The 25,846-nt window shown below is 38.9% G+C and carries 24 protein-coding genes; 5 read left to right on the forward strand and 19 right to left on the reverse strand.

Features of this window, described 5'->3' with window-relative positions; genetic code table 11:
- Positions 1 to 371 precede the first annotated feature (371 nt).
- Both IGJ99_RS06995 and IGJ99_RS07000 read left to right on the forward strand, forming a co-directional pair.
- Positions 372 to 2,543 (forward strand): DNA topoisomerase 3, encoded by a 2,172-nt coding sequence (locus IGJ99_RS06995; protein WP_438770710.1) that lies wholly within the window; start codon positions 372 to 374, stop codon positions 2,541 to 2,543.
- A 76-nt stretch (positions 2,544 to 2,619) separates the two neighbouring features.
- The gene (locus tag IGJ99_RS07000) at positions 2,620 to 2,934 is read left to right on the forward strand and encodes a hypothetical protein (RefSeq protein ID WP_010735484.1); all 315 of its coding nucleotides are present in this window, start codon (positions 2,620 to 2,622) and stop codon (positions 2,932 to 2,934) included.
- Positions 2,935 to 2,970: 36 nt separating this feature from the next.
- Here IGJ99_RS07000 and IGJ99_RS07005 read toward each other — a convergent pair whose 3' ends face one another.
- Positions 2,971 to 3,459 carry a GNAT family N-acetyltransferase gene (locus tag IGJ99_RS07005; protein ID WP_077151336.1) on the reverse strand — a complete coding sequence of 163 codons (489 nt, stop codon included), beginning with the start codon at positions 3,457 to 3,459 and terminating at the stop codon, positions 2,971 to 2,973.
- A gap of 261 nt (positions 3,460 to 3,720) precedes the next feature.
- Between IGJ99_RS07005 and IGJ99_RS07010 the strand changes: the two genes are divergently transcribed.
- Both IGJ99_RS07010 and IGJ99_RS07015 read left to right on the forward strand, forming a co-directional pair.
- On the forward strand, positions 3,721 to 6,261 hold the full coding sequence (locus IGJ99_RS07010; protein WP_438770711.1) for a cation-translocating P-type ATPase: 2,541 nt from the start codon (positions 3,721 to 3,723) through the stop codon (positions 6,259 to 6,261).
- A gap of 742 nt (positions 6,262 to 7,003) precedes the next feature.
- Positions 7,004 to 7,177, forward strand: coding sequence for a hypothetical protein (locus tag IGJ99_RS07015; protein ID WP_179099911.1), 174 nt, complete (start codon positions 7,004 to 7,006; stop codon positions 7,175 to 7,177).
- A 222-nt stretch (positions 7,178 to 7,399) separates the two neighbouring features.
- On the opposite strand, the gene IGJ99_RS07020 is transcribed toward IGJ99_RS07015, so the two are convergent.
- The 13 genes from IGJ99_RS07020 to IGJ99_RS07080 form a co-directional block, all read right to left on the reverse strand.
- Positions 7,400 to 7,540 (reverse strand): hypothetical protein, encoded by a 141-nt coding sequence (locus tag IGJ99_RS07020; RefSeq protein ID WP_438748019.1) that lies wholly within the window; start codon positions 7,538 to 7,540, stop codon positions 7,400 to 7,402.
- A 121-nt stretch (positions 7,541 to 7,661) separates the two neighbouring features.
- Positions 7,662 to 7,937, reverse strand: coding sequence for a hypothetical protein (locus tag IGJ99_RS07025; protein WP_438770712.1), 276 nt, complete (start codon positions 7,935 to 7,937; stop codon positions 7,662 to 7,664).
- Between the two features lie 79 nt (positions 7,938 to 8,016).
- On the reverse strand, positions 8,017 to 8,961 hold the full coding sequence (locus tag IGJ99_RS07030) for an L-lactate dehydrogenase (protein WP_438770713.1): 945 nt from the start codon (positions 8,959 to 8,961) through the stop codon (positions 8,017 to 8,019).
- 114 nt (positions 8,962 to 9,075) lie between these two features.
- Positions 9,076 to 9,600, reverse strand: a complete 525-nt coding sequence (locus IGJ99_RS07035; RefSeq protein ID WP_077151334.1) for a hypothetical protein — start codon at positions 9,598 to 9,600, stop codon at positions 9,076 to 9,078.
- Between the two features lie 5 nt (positions 9,601 to 9,605).
- Positions 9,606 to 9,941 carry a hypothetical protein gene (locus IGJ99_RS07040; protein ID WP_077151333.1) on the reverse strand — a complete coding sequence of 112 codons (336 nt, stop codon included), beginning with the start codon at positions 9,939 to 9,941 and terminating at the stop codon, positions 9,606 to 9,608.
- 35 nt (positions 9,942 to 9,976) lie between these two features.
- Complete coding sequence (locus IGJ99_RS07045) at positions 9,977 to 10,168, reverse strand: hypothetical protein (RefSeq protein WP_019724541.1); 192 nt, start codon at positions 10,166 to 10,168, stop codon at positions 9,977 to 9,979.
- Between the two features lie 162 nt (positions 10,169 to 10,330).
- Positions 10,331 to 10,624, reverse strand: a complete 294-nt coding sequence (locus IGJ99_RS07050) for a hypothetical protein (RefSeq protein WP_010735475.1) — start codon at positions 10,622 to 10,624, stop codon at positions 10,331 to 10,333.
- 83 nt (positions 10,625 to 10,707) lie between these two features.
- Positions 10,708 to 12,756 carry a beta-galactosidase gene (locus IGJ99_RS07055; RefSeq protein ID WP_077151332.1) on the reverse strand — a complete coding sequence of 683 codons (2,049 nt, stop codon included), beginning with the start codon at positions 12,754 to 12,756 and terminating at the stop codon, positions 10,708 to 10,710.
- Positions 12,753 to 14,999, reverse strand: coding sequence for an alpha-galactosidase (locus IGJ99_RS07060; RefSeq protein WP_438770714.1), 2,247 nt, complete (start codon positions 14,997 to 14,999; stop codon positions 12,753 to 12,755). Before IGJ99_RS07060 ends, IGJ99_RS07055 begins: the two co-directional genes overlap by 4 nt.
- A 92-nt stretch (positions 15,000 to 15,091) precedes the next feature.
- Positions 15,092 to 15,529, reverse strand: a complete 438-nt coding sequence (locus IGJ99_RS07065) for a DUF3284 domain-containing protein (protein WP_010735471.1) — start codon at positions 15,527 to 15,529, stop codon at positions 15,092 to 15,094.
- A 12-nt stretch (positions 15,530 to 15,541) separates the two neighbouring features.
- A complete protein-coding gene (locus tag IGJ99_RS07070) occupies positions 15,542 to 16,876 on the reverse strand; it encodes a PTS sugar transporter subunit IIC (protein WP_010735470.1) in 1,335 nt (444 codons plus the stop codon).
- 147 nt (positions 16,877 to 17,023) lie between these two features.
- Complete coding sequence (locus IGJ99_RS07075) at positions 17,024 to 18,067, reverse strand: LacI family DNA-binding transcriptional regulator (RefSeq protein WP_023519663.1); 1,044 nt, start codon at positions 18,065 to 18,067, stop codon at positions 17,024 to 17,026.
- A 215-nt stretch (positions 18,068 to 18,282) separates the two neighbouring features.
- The gene (locus IGJ99_RS07080) at positions 18,283 to 19,320 is read right to left on the reverse strand and encodes a Gfo/Idh/MocA family oxidoreductase (RefSeq protein ID WP_010735468.1); all 1,038 of its coding nucleotides are present in this window, start codon (positions 19,318 to 19,320) and stop codon (positions 18,283 to 18,285) included.
- Between the two features lie 212 nt (positions 19,321 to 19,532).
- Here IGJ99_RS07080 and IGJ99_RS07085 point away from each other — a divergent pair, with 212 nt between their 5' ends.
- Positions 19,533 to 20,405, forward strand: a complete 873-nt coding sequence (locus tag IGJ99_RS07085; RefSeq protein ID WP_010735467.1) for a MurR/RpiR family transcriptional regulator — start codon at positions 19,533 to 19,535, stop codon at positions 20,403 to 20,405.
- A gap of 87 nt (positions 20,406 to 20,492) precedes the next feature.
- Here IGJ99_RS07085 and IGJ99_RS07090 read toward each other — a convergent pair whose 3' ends face one another.
- The 5 genes from IGJ99_RS07090 to IGJ99_RS07110 all read right to left on the reverse strand — a co-directional run bounded on the left by IGJ99_RS07090 (position 20,493) and on the right by IGJ99_RS07110 (position 25,843).
- Positions 20,493 to 21,065 (reverse strand): histidine phosphatase family protein, encoded by a 573-nt coding sequence (locus tag IGJ99_RS07090; RefSeq protein ID WP_438748029.1) that lies wholly within the window; start codon positions 21,063 to 21,065, stop codon positions 20,493 to 20,495.
- 259 nt (positions 21,066 to 21,324) lie between these two features.
- Positions 21,325 to 21,936 (reverse strand): TetR family transcriptional regulator, encoded by a 612-nt coding sequence (locus IGJ99_RS07095; RefSeq protein WP_010735465.1) that lies wholly within the window; start codon positions 21,934 to 21,936, stop codon positions 21,325 to 21,327.
- An 18-nt stretch (positions 21,937 to 21,954) separates the two neighbouring features.
- Positions 21,955 to 22,635, reverse strand: a complete 681-nt coding sequence (locus IGJ99_RS07100; protein ID WP_010735464.1) for an ABC transporter ATP-binding protein — start codon at positions 22,633 to 22,635, stop codon at positions 21,955 to 21,957.
- Between the two features lie 7 nt (positions 22,636 to 22,642).
- Positions 22,643 to 23,716: an ABC transporter permease gene (locus IGJ99_RS07105; RefSeq protein WP_010735463.1), complete on the reverse strand. Its 1,074-nt coding sequence runs from the start codon at positions 23,714 to 23,716 to the stop codon at positions 22,643 to 22,645.
- A 282-nt stretch (positions 23,717 to 23,998) separates the two neighbouring features.
- Complete coding sequence (locus IGJ99_RS07110; protein ID WP_438770715.1) at positions 23,999 to 25,843, reverse strand: carbohydrate-binding domain-containing protein; 1,845 nt, start codon at positions 25,841 to 25,843, stop codon at positions 23,999 to 24,001.
- Between the last annotated feature and the right edge of the window lie 3 nt (positions 25,844 to 25,846).

A 25,846-nucleotide genomic window follows, 5' to 3' on the forward strand; every position in this document is an offset into this window, starting at 1 on the left:
TCAACTACCAAAAACCTCCTTATTTGTGTCGTAGGTTGCTTAATTATATTTTCCAAAATATAACAATAAACTTCAAGTTTATTTAAAATTATAATTATAAAAAAACTCATTTTTTTATATAGCTATTTTCTTTGCAAATACTAATTATATGTTAAGACATGCTGTTCTTTTATCAATGTTTTTATCCTTATTTAAAAATAACAGCATGATAATAATAAAAAGGTAAATGTTCTTCTTTAGGTGATTATAGTTATTTTTTTGTAACGCTTTTTTCCATTCAACAAAAACATCTTCAATTTTTTCGCTATTCTTTTTGAAAACCATTTGGTAAACTGTTAAAGAATTCTTATTTTATCAAGAGGAGGAAAAACATGAAAACAGTGATACTTGCTGAAAAGCCTTCTCAAGCAAAAGCGTATGCGGAAACGTTCAAAAAAAAGAAAAAGCAGGAAGGTTATTTTGAAGTCAGCGATCCACTATTCACAGGTGAAGTAACAATCACTTATGGATTTGGTCATTTAGTGGAAATGGTTCCTCCTGGAGAGTATGAAGAACGCTGGGCGAAGTGGTCATTGCCCAACTTGCCGATATTTCCTGACCAATTTAAATATACGGTGCCTCCAGAGAAACGGAGCCAATTCGCCATTGTCAAACGACAATTGCAAGCAGCTAATACGATCATTATCGCAACAGATAGTGACCGTGAAGGTGAAGCGATTGCTTGGTCGATCATCCAGCAAGCAAAAGCCTTTACGAAGCAAAAGCAGTACTTACGTTTATGGATCAATTCATTGGAAAAAGAAGCCATTTATCAAGGGTTCAAACAACTGAAACCGGCGGAGCAATTTTATCCAAAATACAAAGAAGCACAAGCACGTCAACATGCGGATTGGCTGATCGGGATGAATGGCAGTCCACTGTATAGTTTGCTGCTGCAACAAAAAGGAATCTCAGGTAGCTTCTCCTTAGGGCGCGTGCAAACACCAACGCTTTATATGATCTACCAGTTACAAGAAGAAATCAGGAAGTTTAAAAAAGAGCCTTATTTCGAAGGAGAAGCGCAGATCAAAAGTCAACATGGGCAGTTTGTCGGTAAAATCGAGCCGAAACAAACTTTTAAGACTGCGAACGAATTAGTTACTGCGATTGAGGGAAAAGGAGCGCATTTAGGAAAACAACAAGGAACGATCTTACAAGTAACGAAAAAAGAAAAACAACAAAGTAGTCCACGTTTGTTTTCTTTGTCAAGTTTACAATCGAAAATGAATCAACTGATGAAAGTCAGTGCGAAAGCCACACTTGATGCAGTTCAAGGTTTGTACGAAAGTAAGTTTTTGAGTTATCCTCGAACAGATTCTTTTTACATTACAGAAAGCGAACACCAGTATCTTGTCCAAAATCTTGATCGCTATAAAGCGTTTTTAGGGATCACAGAGGTAGCGACACCAGAAACATTTCCTAAAAAACGATATGTGGATGCAAAAAAAGTCCAAGAGCATCATGCGATCATTCCCACAAAAACGATACCGACGAAGGAACGTTTTGCGAAGCTTTCCCGACTAGAGCAAGCGATCTATTTGAAGGTGATGCGTACGACTTTAGCAATGTTTGCAGAAAATTATCGCTATGAAGAAACCGTGATCCTTACAGGAGTGGAACGATTGCGTTTAAAAAGTGTCGGGAAACGTCCGATTGCAGAAGGCTGGCAACAAATCTTGACCGTAAAAAGCAAGAAAAAATCAGATGGTCAGCTTTTGCCTAAAGTTAGTGAACAAGAGGTAGTGGCTGTTGATCTGAGAAGGCTTGAGAAAGAGACTCAACCGCCTAAGCCCTACAATGAGGGAACGCTGATCACTGCGATGAAAACCGCAGGAAAGACCTTAGATGATGAAGAAGCGCAAGAGATTCTGAAAGAAGTGGAAGGAATCGGAACGGAAGCTACCCGCGCGAGCATTATTGAAAACTTGAAACAAAGGCACTATATCGAAGTCAATAAAAATGATATTCAAGTGACTGCCAAAGGTATCACTTTGTGTAAAGTAGTAGCAGGAGAATCTTTACTGACAAGTGCTGAGATGACGGCGCGGTGGGAAAGTTATCTAAAAAAAATCGGTGAACGGCAAGGAACACCGGAAGTCTTTTTAGAAAATATCAAAAAATTTATTCTGCATTTATTAGAAGTCGTCCCAGAACAAGTAAAAACAGTCGACTTGTCGGAAGAGCAAAGCGGCTTGATGCAAATCGAAGCAATGGAGAAGAAGAATGACCAAGTCGGGCGTTGTCCGAAATGTAAAAAAGGCATTGTGATGTTGTATCCAAAAATCGCGACATGTACGAACAAGGAATGTGATTTTAAATTATGGCCTACGATTGCTAAGAAGAAATTGACTAAAACAAATCTTAGAGAGTTACTCTCAAAGGGAAAGACCAGAAAAGTGGTCAAAGGATTCACGGGGAAAAAAGGAAAGTTTGATGCTGTCCTTATTTTGAAAGAAGATTTAACGATCGGCTTTTCATTTCCTTGGATGGAAAAACAAGAGTAGGTATATATATTCCGAAAAGTAAAAATACCTAAACAAAAAAATACTAAAGTAATCATTATTAGAGGAGTACTTGTACGTGAAAAAAATCAATTCGCTTTTGAATTATGCAATGGGGTTGTTAACGCTGGTTGCGCTATATCAAGCAGTTATTGCATATCCAGAATACGGAACCAAATTATTAGCTATTACAAAACATCCGACTGGCTACTCACCGACGGTCATTTTGACAACTTTGACCGCAGCAGCCAAAAGTGGCACTTACTTGTTGCATACAACGAGTAGTCTACTGAAAAGAAAGAAACAGCGGAAACAGTTGCTTTTCGTATTAGCTGCGGCGGGTGTTGTTTATTTCTTACCGGTGATTACGCAATTTATTCAACAGTTCATATAAATAGATAAAAAAGACGACGATAAGAGAAAAATTTCCTTATTCGCCGTCTTTTTTTAACTCTTTAATATACCAAGCGTCCATCGTCGAGTGTTCAGAACCTGCTAGTGGATCAGCTATCAAGTGAAAGCCGAACTTTTCATATAGTTTACAAGCTGGCTTTAATAAATGCATCGTTTCTAAATAGCATTGACGGTAATGTTGAGTGGCATAAGACAATGCTGTTTCCATCAATTGGTTGGCAATTCCTAAACCTTTTGCTTCTGGGGCTAAGTACAATTTTTGTAATTCACATATCTGCTTTTGCTCGTCAAAAGGTGTGATTCCGATTCCGCCAACTACTTTATTTTCTAATTCCACCACCCAATAAGCAGCACAGGGGAGAGCATGGTAGTAGTCTGTTAAATGGTCTAATTGTGGGTCGAAATAGGCAGTTCCTTCAATCGCTAAATCGAGTGATTCTAGGGAAGTTTGAATAATTTCTTTGATGATTGGATCATCTTGTGGTTTGATTTCTCGTATCAGCATCGGACAAGGCTCCTTTTCTATCGTGTTTATTTATCGTAATACAAATGAACGGAAGGGTCAATTTACTTTGTACTCAGAGGAACATTCTTTTATCAACTTCTCCCTTGACCCATTGCTTGAACTGTGAAATAATAACTTCATAAAAAATTTATGACTTAAGAGCGTTCGCCGGAACGATCTTGTAGGAGTCAGACAAACGAACCGTAGGCTTTAATGGTTCGTTTGCCTGGCTCCTTTTTGTTTTGGGAGGGAATAGGCAGAATGAAAATAGAAAACTTACAGACAGATAGACAAAAAGGATTGACGGAACAAGAAGCAAACGATCGATTAGAATACTACGGTGTAAACTCGATTGACACTCAGTCAACTAAATCTTTTATTGTTTATTTCAAAGAAGCAATGAAAGATATCACGATTTTGATTTTACTTGTTGCCACAGGACTATCTACGTTTATTGCTTATCAAACACATCCGGATGATTTTACAGAACCGATTGTCATCTTTTCAATTGTCCTATTAAATCTTTATTTGTCGATACAGCAACAAAAAAGTGCGGAAAAATCAATGGATCAACTGAAAAAAATGAGTACGCCATCTAGCCGTGTCTTGAGAGAAAGTTCCGTTAAAGAAATCAACAGCTCTGAGATCGTTCCTGGTGATATCGTACAACTTAAATTGGGTGATCGTGTCCCTGCTGACGCGAAAGTAATTACAAGTACTAATTTCTTTGTTGACGAATCATTTTTGACTGGAGAAAGTGAACCGAGTGAAAAGGACGCTTCTTATCGTGCTAGTGATATTGAAGCATTGAGTGATCGTAAAGACCTAGTATTTTCAGGTTCATTGGTTGTGACAGGTAAAGCAACGATTTTAGTAGAAAAAACTGGTAAAGCTACAGAAATCGGAAAAATCTCTCATTTAATCACGAATGAAGGAACGCATGTCGCACCACTGCAAATCAAAATGCAAAGATTGGGTAAAGTACTAGGAATAGTCGCAATTACTGCTGGTTTCTTAGCAATTGTAATTGGTTTAGTAAAAGGTTTGAGTATGGAATCAAGTATCATGACTGCAATTTCAATGGCAGTTGCAGCAATACCAGAAGTATTACCGGTTGTCGTAACCATCTCTTTAGCTGTGGGAATGGGGAATATGGCAATTAAGAAAACCATTGTTCGAACACCTTCAACTGTTGAAACAGTAGGCGGTGTCTCTGTGATTTGTTCAGATAAAACGGGTACGATCACTGAAAATAAAATGACGTTAAAAAAAATCGTTCCTCTAACAGAATTACCTATTCTTATAGACTTCACTAAAGACAAGGAAAAAAATCTACTTTTACTGTTTTATCTTGCGAGTGGTTCTTCTGAGAACGATGGAGGGGGCAATCCAACGGAATTAGCGATTCAAAAAGCTGTAAAAGATCGATTTTCGGAGAAAGAATTACAGGAATCTCTTTCTGACTTGAAAAAAATCAAAGAATTGCCCTTTGATTCAAAAAGAAAACGTATGACAGTCGTCTATCGTATGGGTCAAGAATATTTTTCAGTCACAAAAGGAGCATTCGATCGGCTGCACTTGGTGAATCCAAGCGAACATTACCAAGCGGAACATGATCAACTTGCTGATCAAGCGTACCGTGTATTAGGAGTAGCGTACAAGATATTCCAGCAACCGATTGAAGAATTATCAGAGGAAGAACTAGAGGAGGAGTTGAAATTTGCCGGCTTTATCGGCATTATCGATCCAGCGAGGAAAGAAGCAGCAAAGGCAGTGGAAATAGCCAAAAAAGCAGGGATCAAAACCGTTATGATCACTGGCGATCATTTATTAACAGCTTCACGTATTGCTAAAGAAGTAGGGATAATGGGAGAAGGAGACCAGGCAATGACAGGGGCGGAACTGAAAAGAATGGGTGACAAACAGTTAGCCGAAACTATCGATAGATGTCGAGTGTTTGCTCGAACGTCACCTGAGGACAAGATACGAATCGTTAAAGCTTTTCAACAAAATGACGAAATCGTCGCCATGACAGGGGACGGAGTGAACGACGCTCCGGCATTAAAAGCAGCGGACGTCGGCATTGCTATGGGGAGTGGAACGGAAGTGGCGAAGGAAGCTTCTGATATGGTTTTAGTAGACGATCATTTTGCAACGATCGTCCAAGCGGTAGAAGAGGGGCGCAGAGTGTATCAAAATATCCGTAAATCTCTATATGCCATGTTAGGTTGTAATATTTCAGCTTTAACGATCGTATTGATTTCTTTGATCTTAGGTTGGGGGGCGCCAGTTACAGCGATCCAATTATTGATCATCAAAGTAGTCGCAGATGGCATCCCTGGTTTTAGTTTAAGTGTCGAACCTGCAGAGGAAAAAAATATGGAAAAACAACCGATCCATAAATACGATAGCATTTTTTCACGAGGATTGACCTTTAAGATCCTTGAAATCTCTGTCGTGTTTACCGTCGTCACATTATTGGCTATAGTTATTGGTCGTACACAATCAGTAGCGATTGCTGAAACAATGACATTTATTGTCTTAGGGTTATCCACGATCAGCCATATGTATAATTGTCGCAGTGAAGTATCTATTTTACGATTGAAATTTTTGGGCAATCCATTGCTAGTCTTAACTACAGCAATTGGTGCATTGATCATTGTCTTATTAGTGACAATCCCTCTGACACAACATATCTTTGGATTTGTTACGATTGGACTTTCCAACTGGCTATGGGTTCTTGGTTTATCTTTTATTCCAGTAGCCTATATCGAAGTGAAAAAATGGACACATCTGTTTTAAAGAATTATTTTAAAGAATTACCTGAAGGATTTTCTCTTAGTTAAGTTTAATTATGTTCGTCTGTAGTTTATTTTTTCCGAAGCTACGGACGAACTTTTCTTAAAATGACTTAAAAAAGCGCAAATGATAAAAATAAATACAGATAACAAAAAAACTAGAGAATTATGGAAATTTACGATTAGTGAGAGAGGTTAGAACGAGGAATTATGAACGTAATCATTTTTTATTTATTCTAGTTTACATAATATATATTATACAAAGTAGATTCAAATGAAGTATAAACCATTATCAACCTGAATTAATCCGAATTTTACCACAAAACCGATTTTTGGCCCTTCTGCAAAATTTTAAAATTATTTTGCACTTGATTTGTTTATTTTCTATTACTTACCAACCATCTGTTTACAGAAAACTTAGATTTTAAATCTATATTCCTACAATCTACAAAATATCAGATTGACATTCTTGCATCAGATTTCAGTTGGTCTCAAGAATTTTTTATGACTTCGTCAATATCAACTAATCTATATCAGTCATTCTAATAGTATGTTTTACTAATTCCATATGTTTATTCATAAATCGCATGTTAACGATCAGTTTAGCAATCTTATTCTATTATTATTACTTTAAATAACTTAGCTATTTAAGTTCCTTATTTTCCTCGAAAATCACTTTTTTGGTTCTCTTAGGCCAAGCTTAATGTGATATGTTATCTATAGAATAATAACTGAGGTGATAAAAAATGAAAATTGTCAAACTAGAGAAAGAAAAAATCAAACAGTACATATTAAATGAAGCCAATGAACAAGATATGATTGAAATGATCGAGCTGATGCGTGCCAAGAAAGCGATTTTAGACTTAGAAAAAATCGCAACGGAGAAGAAAAAAATCGTTGATAAATTTAACAAATTGTAAGAGTTCTAGCTATTTTTTTATCTACCCCACTTCTTTACGATTTGAAGGAATGCTAATAAACGAATTCATAAAGAAGTGAGGCGGTTCCGTACAATAATATCGTAGTCTAGCGTTGCCAAGAAGGTCCAGAGCGCACAACATTTGATTTTTCTTGATCTCTTAATCTGGATAATTCACTGCGGACTTTCTGGATGTTCCTTTCTACATTCACTCGTTCAATTGCTACGTCACATTGTGTGCTTTAAAACTTGAATTTTTAATAGGTAGCCTTTTTTCGGCCTCTGTGACAGAAGCTAAAAAGCGTTTTTTAGCTTCTAATGCAGAAAGTTCGGCTTCCAATGCATTTATTCTTTGCCTATTCATTCTTCAATCCTCCTAGATAGTATACTTGAGTATTTTGAATAGCATAAGGTATTATTTTGCAGAGGGTTAGGAATATTTAGGTATAACTTGTTCTTCTTTTACATTTATGAATCCGTTATCACTAAAAGTGGATCACAGAAATATGATAAAAAATAATCCCAATAAATACTCCAAATAGAATATGTAAAACAACAGCCAAAACTAACGGAACAACCTTGGCTCCTTTTTTATCCCAGCTGTACTTTGCTTTCTTATTCTTCCATAGTAAAGAGATAAGTAATAAACTGAGAATCACGATCCATAATAGAAACGCAATACCAACTAAAGGCATTATTTTTTCATTAATAATAGCTATACCCATAAATACTCCTTTCTTTTCTATATACTCTTCTATCATCAAAAAAAACGGGAATAATCGGAAATAATTTTTTTGCTATTCCGATTGTTCCCGTTTTTTGTTCATTTCATTGCTGATGTTAGCGTACAGTATCAAGTACGGATTTTAATTCACTGACTGATTGATGGAACATTGCTTTTTCTTGAGGTGTGATCGATAGATCAATGATTTCTCTTACCCCATTTTCATCAACGATCGATGGCACACCAGTAAAGATATCTTCTTCACCATACTCGCCATTTAAGTAAGCTGAAACTGGTAGTACAGCTTGTTCATTATTTAGGATGGCTTTGACGATTCGAGTCGTACTCATACCAATACCGTAATAAGTTGCTTTTTTACGGTCAATGATTTCATAAGCTGCATTTTTTACTTTGTCAGCAAGTACGGTTAAATCATTTTCTTCTAAACGATGATCTTTCTCAACATATTCCATGATTGGTTTACCACCGACTGTAGTATGTGACCAAGCAGCTACTTCTGAATCCCCATGCTCACCTAAGATATAACCGTGTACGCTACGTGGATCAACTGCAAGTTTCAAAGCAATTTCTTTTCTGAATCGAGTTGTATCTAAAGTTGTTCCAGTTCCTACCACTCTTGAAGCTGGTAAACCAGATTCTTGCCATGTTAAGTAAGTTAAAATATCGACTGGGTTTGAAGCAACAACGAAGATACCATCAAATCCTGAAGCCATTATTTCTTTAACGATTTGACGAGTGATTGTTGCATTTGTTTTCACTAGATCTAAGCGAGTTTGACCAGGTTTTTGGTTCACGCCAGCAGTTAAGATCACTAGATTTGCATCTTGACATTCTTCATACGTGCCAGACCATACAGAAACGTTCTTTTCGCCCCACGCCATTCCATCTAGTAAGTCTAAAGCTTCTCCTTCTGCTTTTTCTTGGTTGACATCGATTAAGACAAGTTCATTGGCAACACCTTGATTGATCATCGCATAAGCAATACTTGTACCGACAAATCCTGTACCTACGATTACAACTTTACGACTTGTTTTTTTCATGTCTAACACACCTTTCATCCGTTCTTTGTTATTTTCATGAAAATTATAAATCGATTACCATCATTTTTCAATAATATAGAAATTATATATACTATAATTTTTTTTTATAGAAAGTCAATAACGTTTATAGTCAGATTGTGTTCTTCTCACTCTTGGTATTTCTTTACGAGAAGTGGGCAATTCTTTAGTTGAAGGATCATTTGCTTTTGCTAAAGCAGTCATTTGCGGTGAAAGGTTTTTAACTTTAGATCGTAAAGACATAAGTTCAGGTTTTGTTGGTTGATAAGTTTGATGTTCATCAGGTAAAGAATTGGTACTGGATTGTCGTGAAATATAACTAAAATTAGGATCTTCTTCCAAACGAGTAGGAGAAATTTTTAGTTGTAAATCTTCGACATAAATTCTTGAAGAAGGTTTTTTATAGAGTGGATCACCAAGTTTAGGGAGCAAGTTTTTTCTTCTTTCGCTGCGATTGAGCTTCTTAGCTAACCGCTCCATTTCATTTTCACCAGTAAATTTAGGATAGTTTGCAGCATGATAAGTCGAATAGATGGCTTCGTTGATTCGTTGGAATAACATTTCCCGATATGTATTTGTATTGAATAATCGATGAAACTGATACAGTATAAAGTTCCTCAATCTTTTTACTCCTCATTCTGGTTCCATGGCTCAAAGACATCACTTTGTCTACTTGCTCGGGCCTTTTCTTTTTCTATATTGCTTTTAACTCTTTCTTCTTGGACTTTATATGAAGCCGCAACTTCTTTTTTAAAATGCCTGCGATCTTTACGAGTCACTCTTTTTATATATTTGAATATTTGCCAAATAATTACGACAAGTAAGTAAACCGTAAAAAAGCCAGAAAAACCAAACTGAATAATAAACGCCATAACAAAAGCAGCAAGCTTACCTGCTTGACTAGATGGTGAAAAATTTTCCTGCTGTTGCGCAATAAATGTTGAAACCCAGAACATGCCCATTTTCTTTTTCCCCCTACTCCTCTTTGTTCCAGTGATTACTTACTCTTTTTATACCGACTTTTGGCGAGTGCTTGTTTAGATGGTTTCTCCATTTTAGGTTGTGCAACCATTTTTACAGAAATAAAAACACACAAAACAATAACAAAACTTGTGATACCGATGATCATAGATGTGTTATTGATAAAATATTTTGTCAATAATTGAATGATGTCTGTTTGACCAACCACTATGTTTCACCTCCTTTAGACATACAATAAGCAATCATAGTTTATAATGAAAGGCTGGTCCGAAAAAAACTCTTTTTGACTTATTTTGAAAAAATAGAAAAGAACTTGCATCCGTAAGCCTTCAACATGGCTCATGTGGATACAAGTTCTTTTTTTGATTACTTATTCTTTGTGTTTCGTTTTAAAAGCGTCAAATTTTTCTTTCGCTTCTTCTACCACTTCTTCTAGTTCGTCCTTCAAATGATGTTTCTTTGTAGGATGCTCAGACTCTTCTTCCACAGCATTTGAACCAGACATCGCGACTTCTTTTTCTTCCCCGGAGTTGGTCCCAGCTAACGCCTCTTCTTTATTTGTTGTTTCACCTGAATTAGTTCCGGCTAATGCAACTTCATCATCTGTTTTAGGCGCCATTGACCCTCTTAAGCGTTTTTCTTTTTCTCCATCATAATTTGTCATGTTCTCGTCCTCCTTGTTGCTCTGTCTCTATCCTACAACAAGAATAAAATAACTGTCAAAACATAAAGGCGTATTCATTCGTATTAATTTTCTTTCCTTAGAATTTTCACTTCGTAAGGTGCAAACGTTAGTATACCAGTAAGCGTTTGATTTGTTTCGATAGCCAAGTGAGGATCAAGTAACTCAAGTTGTTGCATCTCATCAGAAAAGTTCATTAGAAAGTAATAACTCTGTGTCCCATCTGTTCGCGATTGAATCGATACTTTTGGATGTGATGCCTTAACGATTCCTTGTTGCAACGCTAATTTTTCGATGATCGGTTGGTAAAATACTTCTAAAAAATCGAGATTGGTACGAGCCGCTAAATAATAAGCAGTCCCCTTCCCTAAGCGATTTTCAACTAAAGCTGGCGTACCAGTATAAAAGTCCTTTTGGTAAGTAGCCCTCACCTTCCCTGTCGTTTCTTTGACGATACCACAGTAGTCTTTTGTTTGATACGTTTGTTCCTTGTAAAGGATTTGATTGTGTTCATCTGGATAAAGCGTATCAAGCTCTTTTGGCAAGACACCAAAAAGTGTTTGCAATACTTGTGACCATTCTCCAAGATGTAACCGATCGTGTTCATTGACCATTCCGGTAAAATAGCTACCAATCAACGTACCACCATTTTTGACATACTCTGAGAGTGCAACCATTGTTTCTTCCCGCATCAAATAGAGCATTGGTGCAACGACTAAAGCATAATTAGAGAAGTCTTGATTTGGCGTCAAAATATCAACAGCGATATCTCTTTCCCAAAAGAATCGGTAATGTTCTTGTAGTGTTTGGATATAACGACGAGTTGGACGACCAAAACCACCGCCTCTTTTTAATGCCCAATTGCTTTCCCAGTCAAATAAAATAGCGACTTTTGCCTCTGTTTGTGTACCTTTGATCGAAGACAAAGTGTCTAATCGTTTTCCGTAAGCCGCTACTTCTTGGAAGACTCGATTGTTTTCTGAATTGTCATGTTCGATCACCGCCCCGTGGAATTTTTCGGAATTTCCTAGTGATTGCCGCCATTGAAAATAGAGTGTGCTATCTGACCCATGTGCCAGTTGTTGCATCCCACTGAGCAGGTGCATCCCTGGCTTCTTCGCCTTGTTGAATGCGTGCCAATTCACGTAACTAGGCGTCGATTCCATCACGAGAAACGGTTGTTTCTTCAATGAACGATATTGATCGTGGACGTAAGCTGATTTCATGGCGGTCACATGTAAGGATTCGTACGGGTTATGCCAGTCGGGGTAGCTATCCCAACTGACGATATCTACAACTTCAGCAAATCGGGAATAATCAAGTCCTTCCAAGGGAATAAAGTCATGTTGATCATGGCCTTCTGCCATAAAATTAGTCGTTACTGGGATTGCTGGTGTGAGTTCTCTGATCGGTTCGATTTCATGTAAAAAGAAATCGATCGTCCGATCTGTCACAAATCGTTTCCAGTCTAAGTCCATGCCATGTACTTTATGTTCTCCAAGAGGCGAAGGTGGTACAACTTGTGACCAACTGGAATAATCATTACTCCAAAATGTCATCCACCAAGCGTCATTCACCGCTTCTAAGGTTTGATATTTCGCTTTGACCCACTCACGCCATTTGGCTGCACAAAGTGGACAGTAGCATTCTCCTGAGTATTCATTACTGATATGCCACAGCAATAATGCCGGATGGACACCATATCGTTCAGCTAAACGCCGATTGATTTGCTGGACTTTTTTTCGATAAATAGGGGATGTGTAGCAATGGTTATGGCGAAAGCCATGATGATGCTTTTGTCCTTTTGCATTCGTTCGATTCACCTCTGGATATTTTTCACTCAGCCATTGCGGTCGTCCGCCACTTGGTGTGGCCAAGATCACACGTCCTTGACGTTTGTGCATCTCTTCAAACACTTTATCCAACCAGTCAAAGTGATAAACCCCTTCTTCTGGTTCTAATGTACTCCATGAAAAGATCCCGACAGTTACGGTATTGACATGTGCTTTGTCCATCAACTCAAAATCTTTTTTCAAAACTTCAGGGTGATTCAACCATTGTTCCGGATTATAATCCCCACCATGGAGTAAACGTGTGTCATTATAAGTCTTCACTTCATTTCCCTCCTTTCTACCAAATGATAGACGAATGATTGACAGTCTCCTGCAAGTTGGTACGTCGTATGGTTGGCTCCATTGAACAAATGTGGTTTTTTCAGACCAACATTCATCAGGAAATGACCGCTAATCGTTTCTTTTTCATTGATTTGATAATAACTATCCTTATTCAGGCATTCTGGAAGTGGTAAATATGCCTGTGCAGCTGGATTTGCACGTCCTAATTTTTGATAAAAACCAATGATTGCTTCTGACCGATCGTGATTAAATACCCCCCAACAAATTTCATTATCATACGGATGATTTGGCAAGATCTGGAGAAATTCACCATGAGTCAGCAACTGACGATGGGCTTTGTAAAAAGTGATCCGGTCGCTGATCTGTTGTTTTTCTGCTTCTGTCAAAGTCAATAGGTCTAATTCATAGCCTAAAGGCCCAAACATGGCTACATCTTGGCGGAATGATAAAGAGGTCTCACGTAATACTTGATGATTCGGAGAAGCAGAGACGTGATTACTAAAGCTAGAAAGGGGGTATCCTGCCATTGTTCCGCTAAGAATACTTAAGCGTTCCAACCCATCACTGGTATCACTAGGCCAGATTTGCGGACTATAAAATAAGATACCTAAATCATATCTCCCTCCCCCGCCAGCACAACCTTCAATCAAAAGATCAGGATAGCTGGTCAATAATTTACCGTAAAGCGTGTAGACGCCTTGGACATAGCGATGGAAAAACTCCTGTTGATGCATCCCTTGTTTTTCTAAATAAGCGGAATAGGCTTCAGTAATATTGCGGTTCATATCCCATTTGATATAAGTTAAATTCGTTTCTTCGATGATCTTTGCCATTTGCTCATAGATTCCTTCAACAACCGCCGGATTCGCAAAATCAAGCACATATTGTCCACGTCCCACCGAGATACGTGAATAGGGATGTTTCACCACCCAATCTGGATGTTTTTCCAATAACTGACTATCAGGAGAGATCATTTCAGGCTCGAACCACATGCCGAATTGAAGACCCATGTTTTTGAGCTTTGTTGCAAAGGAAGCCAAACCGTGTGGGAATTTTTGCTTATCAGGCGTCCAGTCACCTAATGAGGAACGATCATTGTTTCGTTTGCCGAACCAGCCATCATCTAAGACAAAACATTCCATCCCTAATTCTTTTCCAATGGTCGCAAGGGACAAGAGTTTTTCCTCAGTAAAATCGAAATACGTTGCTTCCCAGTTGTTGAAGACGATTGGCCGTGGCGTGTCTTGCCATTGACGATCAATCAGATAGTTTTCGATAAAATGTGTCAATTGTTTGGCAAGACCATTCGTACCTGCAGCGCTATACATCAAGACTGCTTCGGGTGTCGTAAAGCTTTCCTTAGGCGCTAATGCCCAAGTAAATTGTGTCGGATGGATACCGATCATCACTCGCGTTTTATCCCATTCATCCACTTCTGCTTGAGCGAGAAAATTACCGGAATAAACGAGATTCATTCCATAGACCTCTCCTTGATCAAGCGTTGAATTTTGATGTTCTAGCCGGATAAAGGGATTATGCTGATGGCTACTTGCACCTTTTAGTGAGCCAATCGCTACGACTCCTTGTTCCAGCGGTCGTTTCTTTTCATGCCGTTCTTTTAACCAAGCACCTGAAAAATGAGTGAAATCATATGCTTTGGTAGAAAGATTCAAGATCCCTGAAAGCATGCGATGGATCTGTAACTCTGCCTCAGATTGATTGATCAGCGTCTGACTTTGTACAATGGCGGTGGAATCGTAAAATAATGTGTAATGAAGTATTAGTTCTAACTGTCGTTCCTGATCCATTAATCGCAATGAGAGTGTTTCAGTTTCTTCCTCATTCCCATAGGTAGCGGGACAGTTTAAGGTTCTTTTCTTGCCTTTTTTAGTCGTGGCTTCGACAAAGCGGAAATCTGTGTAGTAAGGCGTTTGGTTGCTTGAAAGTTCGATCGCGCCTTCTTTGAAATCAGAAGAACCATACACAGGATATGCTTGTGGATGATCAGTCAACGTAAAGTTAGGGTCATCTTCAAAAAACTTGACTGTTCCAGCAGATTTATTTTGATCTGTGACCAAGTAGTCGATTTCTTCGACAGATAAGCCATGTAAAGGTTTCCCGTAATAAATCTGCTCGATCTGTCCATTTTGCATGACATGGAGAATAAAGCTAACTTGCGAATTATTCATGTGAAATATGCGGTTATTTAATTGTTCAATCATGGAAGGCAACACCTCTTAATTTTTAGTTAGTAAAACAGACAAGGAATGAAGAGAACGACGTTTTGTTCCTCCATTCCTTGTTTATGGAGAAATCAGAGCTTTTGTATCAAATAATTGACTCTTTTGGCTAACTGACGATTGTAAAAGAATTTATAAAATGGCAGGACAAAAAGCAAACTCAGCTGCGTTTTGGCATCAACCAGTTCATTTCTTTCAGAATAATACAATGTGAACTGCTGCTCATCATGACGTTTTAGTTGGTAGGTTTGAATGATTTTTCCACCGGAGTAATCAGTAGTCATTTCAAGTAGTTCATCTTTGACTAAACGTTGGATCGTTAGCGTACTTTCGACAGTTGCTTGCCCTAGTTTTGTTTGAAGCGCAGTCGTGACGGCTGCTCCTTCTGTCAGCTCGGTAATTGAAGAGTCCTTGCTGTGAAAATAGTTTAATTGTTCTTCAAGAAGTACTTGGTAAAAATGTGCGGGGTGTGTCGGAATTTTCTTTCGGTAGTTCAAGGTATCGATCCGCATACGAATCACTCCCTACTGTTCTTCTATGGTGATTTTTCCATCCATCAGTTGGTTTTCTTTTTCTTGTTTCACTTGTTGGCGTTCTTCCTTCAAATATTCACGGTCCATTGCAACTAAGAAAGGCACCCAGATCAGTGTCATCACAACTACTGTTACGATTTGTAAAAGTGCGCCGGTGATCGAACCAGTTCCTAACCACCCTGACAGTAAAATCGGCGTCGTCCAGACAACCGTTGCCCCGATTGGACGGGGAACGAAGCCGAAGTAAATCGCAAAGTATGAAATCGTGGTAGAAGCTAGTGGCGCTAGAATCCAAGGGATGAATGCTATAGGGTTCAGCACGACGGGCAGTCCAAAAGTCATTGGTTCTGATACATTAAAGATCGCTGGCGCCATGATCGTTTTCATCGTTTTCTTCATTCGGATGGAGCGAGCAATAAAGAACGCCATCGTGATCGAAATACCAAGTTGCATTCCTTGATTGACGAACACCCCCATAAAGGTCGTATTGATGATATGTGGCAACTGCTCAACGCCATTTTTATATGCTTCAAAGTTTTCGATGGCTAAAGCACCCATGATTGGATCAATCACTGCATTGATGACTAACGTGCCATGGATACCGAACCACCAGAAAAGTTGCGTAAAGAAAACAGCGATCAATACAGCTGGTAAAGTTCCGCCAAGTCCCATCAAAGGTTGTTGCAACATCTGATAAACGAAATCGACTGCATTTCCCCAGGTGGTAAAAGTAAATAGATAGCGGATGATGTTGAATAAAAACAAAGGAGCAGCTCCAGGGATGATGGCCACAAAAGATTCAGCAATCATCGGCGGTACAGATTCTGGCATTTTGATCGTAAACCCTGAGCGACTGATCCGGCTATAGATTTCTGTAGCGACGATCGCTGTCAAGATACCCACGAACATCCCTTCAGCGCCTAGCTTCGATAAAGGAATAAACGTACCCATGGTTTCATCGCTCCCAAACGGTAACAGCATGATGAAACAAGAAAGTGAAATGGCACCAGCAAAGATTTGTGGTTGTTTGTAGTGCCCAGCCAATTGATAACCAATCCCAAATACAATAAAAAGTGCAGAAATACTCATTGTCGCATTGCCAACAGGACCAAAGAACTCATTTAAAAAGGTATTGAATGCTTCTGGCAGAAAAGTAGCGAAGCCAAATGTTGTTGGCAAATTTTGGATAATGATCATGATGGAAGCAAACATTGTTGCGGGAAAAGCCATCATAAAACCATCTCGGAGACTGAGTAGATATTTATTATTTGCGATCAGCGTTGCAGCGGGCACCATTTTTTCAGCTAATTTATCGACAAATTTCATGTGGGATAACTCCTTTTATTTAATATGTGCAAACGTTTACTTGGTGAGTATAATTGTTTACTTAATGTTTACACAAGAGAGAACACAAAAAAAGTTCGAGAAAGAGAGATTCTCGAACTTTTTCAAGGGTTAAATGTGCAAAATGAGTTAATCTAAAAGCGGACTGTCCTGTCCGATGGAATCTCGTAAGACGAGTTCACTGTGACAGATCACACGAATCGGCATCGTTCGTTCTTTTAACATGCGTTCCTTCGCTAAGCGTACAGCTAAACGCCCCATTTCTTCCGGATTTGCCTTGATACTTGATAAGCTTGGTGTCATGAATTGAGCCATTTCGATATCATCAAAGCTCACGACAGCAATATCATCAGGGATTTTTTTATTTGCTTCACTGATTGCTTTATAGACACCTACTGCCATCGGATCACTGGCGACGATAACTGCTGTGGGCGGTGAGGATTGCGCCAATAACTCTTTGCCTAAACGAAGGCCATCTTCAGGTTTCCAGTTTCCTTGATAGGTGTTGGCATAATGTGGCAGGCCATTTAATTTCATCCATTTAAGGTAAGATTCCGCTCGGATCTCTTCTTTGTTTTTATGAACTTCACCGTTTTCAGCTACTTGACTGCTGTATCCACCGATAAATGCGATGTTTCGATGGCCTTTCTTATAGAGAACTTCTAATACTTCAACGGTTTTTTGTTGGAAGTCGGTTTGGATACAATCAAATTCCTCAGAGTTCGAGTAATTATCCACCAAGATCAAGTTGGGATTGATTGTAGCGATTTTTTTCGTTGCTTCAATCGTCATTTCACTGATCATGATCACTGCACCATATTTCGCTAACTCTTTCCATTCTTTATGGGCATCTCTCATATGGAAAGCACGGATCGTGCGAAAACGCCACTTTGCTGCTTCTTTTTCAATGCCACCACGGATTTTGCGAAAATAGGGATCATCTAATTCTGCTTCTTCTTGATGTCGAACGATCAAGGCAATCGTCATTTCATCTCCTAAACTTCGACTGCCGCGTTTATTTTTATCAACAGAATAATTTAATTGATTGGCAATTTCAATCACACGTATCCTCGTTTGTTCGTTGATGCTAAATGTGGGATCTTCATTCAGGATACGGGAAACACTCGCTGCTGAAACCCCAGCGATTTTTGCGATATCACGTATAGATGCCATTTACTCACCTCTTGTTTACTGTTTACTAAATAGTAACAGAAAATCAAACAAAAGGCGAATGAAAATTTAGCATTTGCTCTTTGAGAATTTGTTGTTGCATTGTGTGAATCAGTGGGCAGGATAAACGAAAAAACCGTAAATCATCCTTTGGATTTACGGCTCGATTCTTTCATTACTTGGAAAAAGAGTATCCCCTTTTGGATGTAACAATATCCTTAATTTTCAAATGCAGTTTTTGCTTCTTCAATCTGTTGGATACCTGTTTCTAATATTTTCATTTGTAATAACGTTTCTTCATCTTTTACGATTTTTTCTGCACCATTGATCAACGTTTCGTAGATTCCTTCGTACACTCGGCGATAATCTCCGACTTCAGAAACAACTTTCTCTTCATGATAAGTTCCTTCTTTATCAATATAGGTCAATACACCATAGTGTTCCGGTTGATCAATCCCGAAGTCCGCGTTTTCAGGCATATAGAACATTTTCAAGTGTTCTTCTTGTCGGTCTTTTGTTTGTTTGACAAACATCCCTTTTTTGCCATAGGCAACAAAACTAGGACGTTCTTTGATACGGAAATAACTTGATTTGATCGAAACTTTCATTCGACCGTAGTAAAAGTCTAAGTCAAAGTAATCATTCATTCGGCCGGTTCCTAGTAATTGACGGACATCGTAATGGATATCATCTGGTTCACCAAAATAAGAAAGGACCTGATCCACTGTATGACAAGCATGGCCATATAAGTAGCTGTTGGCAACTGAAAATTCCTTTGTACCCTCTGGGATTTCTGGACGGAAGTAGTCATAGTGCATTTCCACTTCTAAAATATCACCAAGCTTTCCACTTTCGATCACTTTTTGGACAGTCAAAAAGTCCGAATCAAAGCGGCGATTTTGATAACATTGGATAAATAGTCCTTTTTCCGCTGCTAAATCGAATAATTCTTTTGCTTCTTTTGAAGTTTCTGCAAAAGGTTTTTCGACTAACACGTTCTTGCCATTTTCCAAAGCAAGTTTGGCGTATTCTGCATGAAATTGGCTTGGTGTCGTGATGACTACTAATTGGATTTCAGGATCATTCCACAGATCAGACAATTGATCGGTATATTCGATCTCATCAAAAGTTTCCCAAATTGGTGCTGATGGAGAGTAGATTTTTTTGACGTTGATTTTGTCTGGTAGCCTTCTTGAGAAGGGTAAATGATAGCGATTGGTACTTTTACCATTACCTAAATATGCGATTGTTAACATGTCGTTTCCTCCTACTTTCGAATGATTTCTTTTCTTGAGTATAGCGCACAATAGGTAAAAGAAAGCCGACTCTAGTTTTTTTGGTAGAAATGTTCAAAGAAATTGAAAGAATGTCGATATTTTTGAAAAAGATGTTCAATCTTAGACTACTGTAAAAAGAAGTGGTTATTTTTCTAGTTATTCAGTAAGATAGATTTGGAGGTGTGTGATGGATGCTTATCGAAGAAAAATTAACCCAACAAGAAACATTTACTACAAATGAAAAACGGATCGCCGATTATCTGCGGATGAATTTGGAAGCAGCAGTTTATATGACGATTGAAGAGCTGGCAAAGGAGACCTATACCTCCCATTCCGCCATTATCCGATTCTGTAAAAAAATCGGCTATAGCGGATTTAAAGAATTTCGCTTTGAATTAGGACGAGAAGTCCACCAACTGGTTGCTCAGTTCAATCAAGTCATCGATCCTAATTTTCCTTTTACCGTTGATGATGATGCGAAGATGATTGCCAAAAAAATGGCAGATCTATCCATTCAAGCTATCAAAAAAGCGCAATTTCAAATGGAAGATCAATCGTTAGAAACCATCGCGACTGTTTTAAACAAAGCAGAGCGCATTTTCTTATTTGCAAAAGGTGATTCGCAAACAACTGCTCGGAAATTCCAAAATAAATTAGTTAAACTAAATAAGTTCTTGATCTTAGCCGAAGAATATAGCGATTCGTCCTGGAATGCGGCTAATTTGACGGAAAATGACTGCGGGATTTTTATTAGCTATAGTGGACGCATCCATCATTACGAACGTATTCTTACCTATCTAGCACATATTGGCGCACCTAGTTTATTGATCACAGGAAATGAACAGTCTGAAATGGCAAAGAAAGCAGCCATGCGGTTGGTCGTGTCTCAAGAAGAGTATGATTTTGCGAAAGTTGCTACATTCTCTTCTCAAATTGCCTTCGACTATGTCTTGAATACCTTATACTCCTTGATGTATACGCAAAACTACCAAGAAAATTTATTGAATTTGAAAGAAAAACAAGAGCTGATCCAAAAAGGATTGTTAAAGGAATACAAGAAGTAAGCGTTATAGTAACAAAATAATAGCCCAAAGACTGAATCCTTCGTTTCGTCTTTGGGCTATTAGTATGGGCGTATAAAACTTCATTCATCAAAAAAACTTAAAATTGATGAATGAAAATTGACGATCGCTATACTCGAATTCTAAAATACAACAATTTGAAAATTTTATCTTGGCCACTTGCTCATAAGGCAACCATTTTTGAATGAATAAATACATGGCACCACCATGGCTAACTGCTAACACGCTTTGGTGCTCTTTTTCCATGATGTCGATCAAGGTCGTGTTCATTCTTTGTTGGAGTTCTTTTGCCGACTCACCGCCATAAGGAACAAATGAATCACCATAGGAAGTTTCGCCAACTGGTCGTTTAGGATTCAATGCTTCACTTTCTCCCTCAAATCGGCCAAAGTTCCATTCTTTTAACCCTTTACATCGCTGATATTCTTTTTCCCCGATAATGATTTCTAGCGTATCAGAAGCTCGTTCTTGTGTGGATGAATAATACGCATCAAAGGTGATTTGATTGGTTTCAAAATAGTCTCTTGCCACCTCTGCTTGTCTGATCCCAGCTTCTGTCAATGGAGAGTCACAAGCCCCTTGGATTTTCCCTAATTGATTGAACAAGGTTTGACCATGACGCATGAGATAAAGTTTTTTCATTTAAAGACCTCCTGTTGGTTTGTATATGTATCTTCATTATTTAGTATAGTCTCTGGAGTAAACTCCAAGTCAATAGAAAACCTATTTTTTTCGATGAGGTGGGGATAAAAGTTGTCTTGACTTGAGATGATCAATGCTCCAGATGTTTACCATCAAGCTTTAATCATGGTTATTCAGGTATTGTATAAAAAAGAAGCGCCTACTCCCAATTACAAAGAATGATGCGGAAGTAGATGCTTCTTTTTATTTATAGACTTGTCTAACTATTAGCCTTACTCTTTACCCCTATCTCTAGCCATTTGACTTTATAGCGGAAATCCTCTACTAGTTCTTCAGCTGTCCATTGGTTGATCATATAATCTGTCAAAGAATTCATGACAAGAGCCATCACGAAATATAAAAAGCTGATGGCTTCTTCTGTCGTAGCCATGACGATCTGGTTGATTTTTAACAAATCAAGCCATTGTTCAACCATCGATGTGTCACCTTGATCATTTGAACGCTTCGCTGAACCTAGATCGTTTGCACGTGTGAGTAATTTGATGGATCGCCAATAAGAACTATCTTTACTTAGCTGTCCACACCAGGCGAGATATTCTTCGATTCCTAAGAAAAAATGATCTCGATTTCGATTGATCGAAGCGATGATATCTCCATGGACTTGATTGGAATAGTTTCGGACAGTAAACGTATACGCATCTTCTAAATCCTGAAAATATTTGTAAAATGCACCACGAGACATCCCCATTGCTTCAACGATTTCTGAAACTTTGACTTGGCTGATGTGCTGATCATAAAATGTATCTAATAAAATCTCTAAGATCCATTGCTGTTTTTCTTTGGAAATATTGAAAAATGTTTCTTTTGGCATAAACACTCTCCTTACTGCTTAAGCTTTAGCTTGTTCTTTTAAATAGCCGTCTTCCATGCGATAGACACGGTCGCTCCACTGGATCATCCGAGAATCATGCGTGACCATGACGGTCGCTTTTTGCTTCTCATGGGCTTCCTTGACTAACAATTTGACAACTTCATAGGCATGATCCGTATCTAAGCTTGCTGTGGGTTCATCCGCTAAAATCAAGCTTGGGTCATTGAATAATGCTCTTGCGATCGCTACTCGTTGTCTTTCTCCACCAGATAAATCTTTTGGATAACTGTCTTTTAACTCATAGATATCCAATGATTTCAGCAATTCGTCGATTCGCTCATCCCCTGCTTTTTTCTTAGCGACACGATCGACTAAGTAAAACTGTTCTTTGACTTTTAGGAAAGGGATCAAATTTGAACTTTGTAAAATGAAGCCAATTTCTTTAAAGCGTAAGTCTGCTCGTTTTTTTTCATTTAATTCAGAAAACGAATGACCGTTAATGTGAATTTCACCTGAAGTAGGTGTTTGAAGACCACCAGAGATGGTTAAAAATGTACTTTTCCCTGAACCAGAAGGGCCGATGATGCTGACAAATTCTCCTTGTTTCACTGAAAAATTGATTTCTTTTAGTGCAGTCACTTCTGTTCGGCCGTTGCCGAATTTTTTGACGATATTTTTCATTGTCAAGATTTCTTTCATTTTTCTATTACCCTCCTATCGCAATAACTGGATCAACTTTAGCGACTGTCCGAATGGAGAATAGCCCACCGATCATTGCTACGAGTATCAATATCCCACTATATAAAAGCCACTGAGGCCACATGATCGCGAAAGGCATGGCAGTCGGTAAGATCAAACTAGTCAAGAAAGCAAGCCCTACTGCGAATGCTACACCAACCACTCCTACGATGAATGCTTGTGCTAGTAAGGAACGGGCGATAAATGAATTTCTGATCCCTTGTGCTTTCATCACACCGAAAATCGCTGTTTTTTGTAAGGTGATCACATACATAAAGATGCCTACAACTGCTGCAACAACGACAAACAAGAAATAAATCATCGCATTCAATGTCATGTTTTGTGCAGAATAACCTGGGAGACTTTGAATAAAGTCGTCAATCGACAATTTTTGTAATGTTTTTGATGCCCCATCCGATTGGATAGTGGCAGCTTGTTTCGTGACAATGGCATTGATCGGCTTCTTCTCATCCGAAGCAAAAGGCTGATCGCCAAATTTCAACTGTGTCCATGTATCAAGGTCTGTATAAACGACCGGCCCCACCGTGTAATAAGTTTCAGGGAAGATCCCAACGATTGTTAGTTCTTCATCATAGCTACCGATTTTGATTTTTTTGCCAATCGAAAAACCTAGATCTGCCATATTTTTGGAAATAATGATTTCATTTTTTTGTTTGAACATCTCGCCTTCTAATAAATCAGGCAATAAGAACGCATCGCGTGTCGTCCCAAATACAGTGATATTTTCCTTTTCTTCTGCTTTGACTGCTCCGCTGAATAAGCCAATAGGCGCTTTGTCTTTTGCGTCTACTTGATCCAGATCTTCTCTCGTCAATTGAGAGGCAGCAAAGACTTTATTGGCATCTTCTGATAGCACGATTTCTTGTGCTTGCCAGTCAACAATTGCTTTTTTGAACTCTTCGGAGAGTCCACTTGCTAAACCAGTTAACATAAACACAACATAAGCGATCAAGAACATGATTCCAATAATCAGCCCATAGCGTAGTTTGGCATAGCGCATTTCTTTTATCGCTAAAAACATTTTTTTGATTCCTCCATTTCGATTTCTTCATGAGTGACAAAGTGTCACTGGATAAAAGTATAGCGCTTGTGCATCCAATAAGTCAATTGCTTCGTCTGATAAATTCGTTCATAATATTAGTATTTTTAAGAAAAAAACACACTAGATAGCCATATTCTATGTGACACAAGCGTTTGCAATCTGTTACGAAAGTAGTGATGAACAAAAAAATGATCCCAAAAATGGCGCTTGTTCGCACGCTATTCTTGGGATCACTATCCTTCGTTCTCTTCGGTGATGGAACTAAAAACCTCCTGGCCCCATTTGACCAAAGGAAACTTCTTCCCCAGATTGAGAAATCGTCATTGACGTATCTGCGAAGCTGAACGTGCCTAAATCTTCTGCATCACTGATTGATAGTTGTTCACTAAAGCCATTCGTAAGTTCAGCTTGAGTCGTGCCACCGGTAGCAATCGTATACGTTTCCCCAACTGCAAGCTGTGGTGACGAGACTACGATTGTTTGATAATTTTTAGCAGGTTGATACGCAATCACTGCTTCCCCTGCGGTTGTTTGCAAACTCATGAGTGTATCTGCTTGTTGAACAGTGTCATAGCTGATCGCTACTGTCGCTTGAGTAGAACTATCACTGACGGTTTGCGCCATCCCACTTGAACCAGCAGCGACAAATGTCCCGCCTGTTAGAGTAAATGTCCCACCATAATCCAATGCACCATTACCACCATTTACGGGGCCGTCAATCAGCATCGTACCGCCAGACATCTCAATGTTCCCGTTGCTGTCTAAACCGTCGCCTTTTGAATCAACGTAGATTGTCCCATCATTGATCGTGACTTCTTTGCTCTCATCCGCCTCATCCGGTGGACCACCAAAGCTGTCAGCGCCAAACTGTCCAGTGGTCGTTTCTGTGTCACTGCCACCACCAGCATTGATCCCGTCATCACTAGCAGTAACATGTATCTCTCCGTCATTGAAGGTGATGACTGCTGATTCAATTCCTTCATAGGATTGCTGGATGTCAATTGTGCCGCCATTGAAGGTCAATTCGTTGTCTGTATGAATCCCATCATCTCCAGAGCTTAATGTGAGTGTCCCGCCTGTTATTTCCGCACTGTTATTGGTATGGATACTGTCATCGGCGCTATTGATGGTATAGTTTCCGCTACTGATCAACACATTACTCCCGGCTTTTAGGCCTTTGTAACTTTCATTTGTATCTAAGTTCGTGCTATCGGCTCCGTCGGCCGTCTGGATCGTGATTTCTGCTCCTTGGCTACGGATGGATGTTTCTGCTTGGATGCCGTCTCTTCCACTGTTTATATTGAAAGTCCCGCCGTCGATCGCAACAGCACCTTTTGTCTCGTCCTCTGTTCCATTTGCTTGGATGCCATCCCCTTCTTCGGTGGTGATCTGATAGCTTCCACCTTTGACCGATACCGCATCTTTTCCTTTCAATCCGTTATTTTTTGCATTGATCTTATAGGTTCCAGAGATCAAGACTAAGTCATCTTTGCTACGAATCCCGTTACTATAATTGCCATCGACAGTCAATGCGCCAGTACCATTGATCGTCAAATCTTCTTTGCTGTACAATGTGGCATCTGGCTCAGTCTCATTTTCAGTAAGTGTATATGTCTTTCCATCAGCTAAGTGATTTTCAGTGTTGTCTGCTAAAGTCACTATCGCTTTTTCTGTTTGTTGGATATCAACAGCCGGTCCGTTAGAGTTGGTGATCGTTACACCGTTGAAAATCAGGTGGACGTTTTCTTCTTTCGGCACGTTCACGATCAATTGCCCATTAGTCAATGTTCCGCTGAGAACATAAGTCCCTCCTTGCGTGATCGTTACTTGTTTATCAGAAACTTCGACACCTTCTCCTGTCACTTCTGTCTTCTCCCCTAATTGGATGTCGACAGCGGAACTTTCCTCATAGCTAGTTGTTAGATCTTCTGTCTCATAATTATCGAACGTCGTTTCTGATTCCGTAGATGTCGTATCTGTCGAGAGATTTGTCACTGTACTTGTATCTGTTTCCTCTGTGCTAGTCTTACCCGAAGAAGCTGAATTTGCTGAGGAACAGGCTGTTAATAAGAGGCTGGTAGCGATTAATGAATAGAATTTTTTCATGCG

Source organism: Enterococcus sp. AZ095b (assembly GCF_051714725.1).
GTDB classification, from domain to species: Bacteria; Bacillota; Bacilli; order Lactobacillales; family Enterococcaceae; genus Enterococcus_B; species Enterococcus_B pernyi.

Coding starts and splice junctions, on each gene's coding strand:
- IGJ99_RS07075 (WP_023519663.1), bottom strand. CDS start 18,067: ATGGCATCTATACGTGATATCGCAAAAATCGCTGGGGTTTCAGCAGCG.
- IGJ99_RS06995 (WP_438770710.1), top strand. CDS start 372: ATGAAAACAGTGATACTTGCTGAAAAGCCTTCTCAAGCAAAAGCGTAT.
- IGJ99_RS07070 (WP_010735470.1), bottom strand. CDS start 16,876: ATGAAATTTGTCGATAAATTAGCTGAAAAAATGGTGCCCGCTGCAACG.
- IGJ99_RS07020 (WP_438748019.1), bottom strand. CDS start 7,540: ATGAATAGGCAAAGAATAAATGCATTGGAAGCCGAACTTTCTGCATTA.
- IGJ99_RS07085 (WP_010735467.1), top strand. CDS start 19,533: ATGCTTATCGAAGAAAAATTAACCCAACAAGAAACATTTACTACAAAT.
- IGJ99_RS07050 (WP_010735475.1), bottom strand. CDS start 10,624: ATGACAAATTATGATGGAGAAAAAGAAAAACGCTTAAGAGGGTCAATG.
- IGJ99_RS07015 (WP_179099911.1), top strand. CDS start 7,004: ATGAAAATTGTCAAACTAGAGAAAGAAAAAATCAAACAGTACATATTA.
- IGJ99_RS07105 (WP_010735463.1), bottom strand. CDS start 23,716: ATGTTTTTAGCGATAAAAGAAATGCGCTATGCCAAACTACGCTATGGG.
- IGJ99_RS07010 (WP_438770711.1), top strand. CDS start 3,721: ATGAAAATAGAAAACTTACAGACAGATAGACAAAAAGGATTGACGGAA.
- IGJ99_RS07110 (WP_438770715.1), bottom strand. CDS start 25,843: ATGAAAAAATTCTATTCATTAATCGCTACCAGCCTCTTATTAACAGCC.
- IGJ99_RS07040 (WP_077151333.1), bottom strand. CDS start 9,941: ATGGGCATGTTCTGGGTTTCAACATTTATTGCGCAACAGCAGGAAAAT.
- IGJ99_RS07100 (WP_010735464.1), bottom strand. CDS start 22,635: ATGAAAGAAATCTTGACAATGAAAAATATCGTCAAAAAATTCGGCAAC.
- IGJ99_RS07025 (WP_438770712.1), bottom strand. CDS start 7,937: ATGATAGAAGAGTATATAGAAAAGAAAGGAGTATTTATGGGTATAGCT.
- IGJ99_RS07090 (WP_438748029.1), bottom strand. CDS start 21,065: ATGAAAAAACTTTATCTCATGCGTCATGGTCAAACCTTGTTCAATCAA.
- IGJ99_RS07065 (WP_010735471.1), bottom strand. CDS start 15,529: ATGCGGATCGATACCTTGAACTACCGAAAGAAAATTCCGACACACCCC.
- IGJ99_RS07095 (WP_010735465.1), bottom strand. CDS start 21,936: ATGCCAAAAGAAACATTTTTCAATATTTCCAAAGAAAAACAGCAATGG.
- IGJ99_RS07080 (WP_010735468.1), bottom strand. CDS start 19,320: ATGTTAACAATCGCATATTTAGGTAATGGTAAAAGTACCAATCGCTAT.
- IGJ99_RS07005 (WP_077151336.1), bottom strand. CDS start 3,459: ATGCTGATACGAGAAATCAAACCACAAGATGATCCAATCATCAAAGAA.
- IGJ99_RS07030 (WP_438770713.1), bottom strand. CDS start 8,961: ATGAAAAAAACAAGTCGTAAAGTTGTAATCGTAGGTACAGGATTTGTC.
- IGJ99_RS07060 (WP_438770714.1), bottom strand. CDS start 14,999: ATGATTGAACAATTAAATAACCGCATATTTCACATGAATAATTCGCAA.